Raw genomic sequence first — 2,074 nt, forward strand, 5'->3', positions numbered from 1 at the left:
CGGGCCCGCCGCCGCGCCGCCTCCCCCGCCCCGGCTCGCGCCCGCCGCGACCAGGCACGACCTCCCCCTCCCCCGCCGCGAGGACGACGACGAGGACTGGATCTACAAGGACTGACCCCCGGACGGGGGAGGGAGGTCGCGGACGGCTACTGGTCGGCGCGGTGGCCGTTCGGATGGGCGTTGGGGTGAGGGGCTTGGGGGTGGGCGTCGCCCGCCCCGGTGTCGGTGTCGAGCACCGGGTCCAGGGCGGTGTCGAGCCGGAAGTCGAGGTCGATGGCGTAGTCGAGGACGGCGCGGTCGGCGGGGATGACGATGTCGCGGCAGACCTCCATCACGCGCGCGCCGGAGATCATGCGGCGGGTGATGGTGAAGACCGGGACGCCCGCGCCCATCCCGAGGGTCTCGACCTCCTCCGGCGTCGGCATGCGCGCGCCGACGGCCTCCTCCACCCGGGTCGGCGGATGGCCGAGGTAGACGAGCTGGGCGAGGGTGCCGCCGGGCCACGGCTCGCGCGCGGGGTCGGAGACCGGGGTCTCGGCGACCAGGTCCCACGGCAGGTAGTTGACCGAGATCTGCTGTGGGTCGCCGCGCGCGTAGAACACGAACCGGCGGCGCAGCAGCTCGGTGCCGACGGGCAGCTCGAACAGCGCGGCGAGATCGGCGGTGGCCTCGGTGCGGGTGAACTCGCGGTCGAGCCGGTAGTCCTGCCAGCCGATCCGCTGGTCGTGGGTGAAGGTGGTGGCGGGCGCGGCGACCGGCGCGGTGAACCGGCGGTACCGGTCCATGGCGATCCGGCGGACGGGCGGCGCGTGCCGGACGATGGTGCCCGCGCCGCGCCGCGACTCGATCAGCCCCTCGCCGCGCAGCAGCCCGAACGCGTGCCGGACGACGATCTCCGAGACGCCGAACTCGTCGCCGAGCTCCCGCATGGTGGGCAGGCGCGAACCGGGTGGATAGGTGCCCGAGCGGATCTGGTCGCGGAGGGTGTCGGCGATGCGCAGGTAGGCCGGGCGTTCGGCCACGGGCTCACCTCCCTAGGCACTGTCCGTGAGGGGACGGTCCACTTACGGACAGCTTGACACCTCTTCGACCGAGTAAGACTTTTGTATACAGAACCGCCGCCCGGGGGAAAGGACGACCTTGATGGGCGACTTCGAGGATCTGAAGACGACCATCGAGCGCGAGCATCCGGGTTGGCTGGTGTGGCGCAGCGACGCCGGGCGGTGGTACGCGACCCGCAGCGGCGATCTGACCGACGCCCAACTCCAGGCCGGATGTGCGATGACCGTGGCCGCCGACGACTCCGGCGGTCTTCGCGAGCTCCTGGCCGAGCAGTCCCGCCGGGACGGCGGGCAGCGGTGAGGAGGGCCTCCGGGGCACCGGACGGGCCGGCCCGGGCTCGGGGGCGGGCCGGGCTCTCCTCTGCCGGGACGACAGTGACCTGTGGCGCTGAGGTGACACAGGAGTGGAGCTCTGGTCGGTGGGGTGGACGTCACCTCCCGGGCCAGAAGGACGTGACCGCACGGATGACACATCGGCGCGACCCCATCGAGAAGTCGTGTCGTCCGTGCGGTCGCGCGGGACGGTTCTTCCGCCCGTGACCGCCGTATCCGCCGCATTCTCCTGACGCACACATCCCACCCGTCCCGTGGCGACTTGGCGAGGATTTTGCCAGGCGCGAGCGGCCGCGACGGGCCGCCCCGCGGAGGCGGGTAGGAGACGTCGTGCAGGGGACGCAGCCCGGTCGTACGGGTGCGGGTTCCGGGAGGCCGGGCCCGGGGGTTAGTCAGATATGACGGCCGATTGAAGGGCGGGGCCGAACCCGGCCCTCGTCCGCGACGTTCTAAGAGACGTGCGCGCATGACGCCGACCACGGGAGGCGCACATGGACGTTCCGTCGCGGGCCCACGGGCCGGGGGAACCGGGTCGCACCGCGCCGCCGCGCGGACGGCGCGGAAGGCACGGCCGGCGCAGGCCCCGCCGGGGGCCGGCGTCCGTCGTGCTCTTCGCCGCGCTGGCCGGGGCGCTGACGGCGGTGCTGCTCGTGTGGGCGACGGGCTGGCAGGCGGGCGGG

Annotated in this window: 3 protein-coding genes; 2 read left to right on the top strand and 1 reads right to left on the bottom strand. The window is 73.6% G+C overall.

The window, feature by feature from the left end; all coding sequences use genetic code 11:
- Positions 1-146: 146 nt before the first annotated feature.
- A complete protein-coding gene (locus AB0J52_RS37765) occupies positions 147-1,022 on the bottom strand; it encodes a GntR family transcriptional regulator (protein WP_500187779.1) in 876 nt (291 codons plus the stop codon).
- A gap of 121 nt (positions 1,023-1,143) precedes the next feature.
- Between AB0J52_RS37765 and AB0J52_RS37770 the strand changes: the two genes are divergently transcribed.
- Together AB0J52_RS37770 and AB0J52_RS37775 are read left to right on the top strand one after the other, a co-directional pair.
- A complete protein-coding gene (locus AB0J52_RS37770; protein WP_500187781.1) occupies positions 1,144-1,362 on the top strand; it encodes a hypothetical protein in 219 nt (72 codons plus the stop codon).
- Positions 1,363-1,885: 523 nt separating this feature from the next.
- Positions 1,886-2,074 (top strand): hypothetical protein (locus tag AB0J52_RS37775; protein ID WP_500187782.1); only part of this gene is annotated, 189 nt, incomplete at its 3' end.

This window comes from Spirillospora sp. NPDC049652 (assembly GCF_040675125.1).
GTDB lineage: Bacteria > Actinomycetota > Actinomycetes > Streptosporangiales > Streptosporangiaceae > Spirillospora.

Coding starts and splice junctions, on each gene's coding strand:
- AB0J52_RS37770 (WP_500187781.1), top strand. CDS start 1,144: ATGGGCGACTTCGAGGATCTGAAGACGACCATCGAGCGCGAGCATCCG.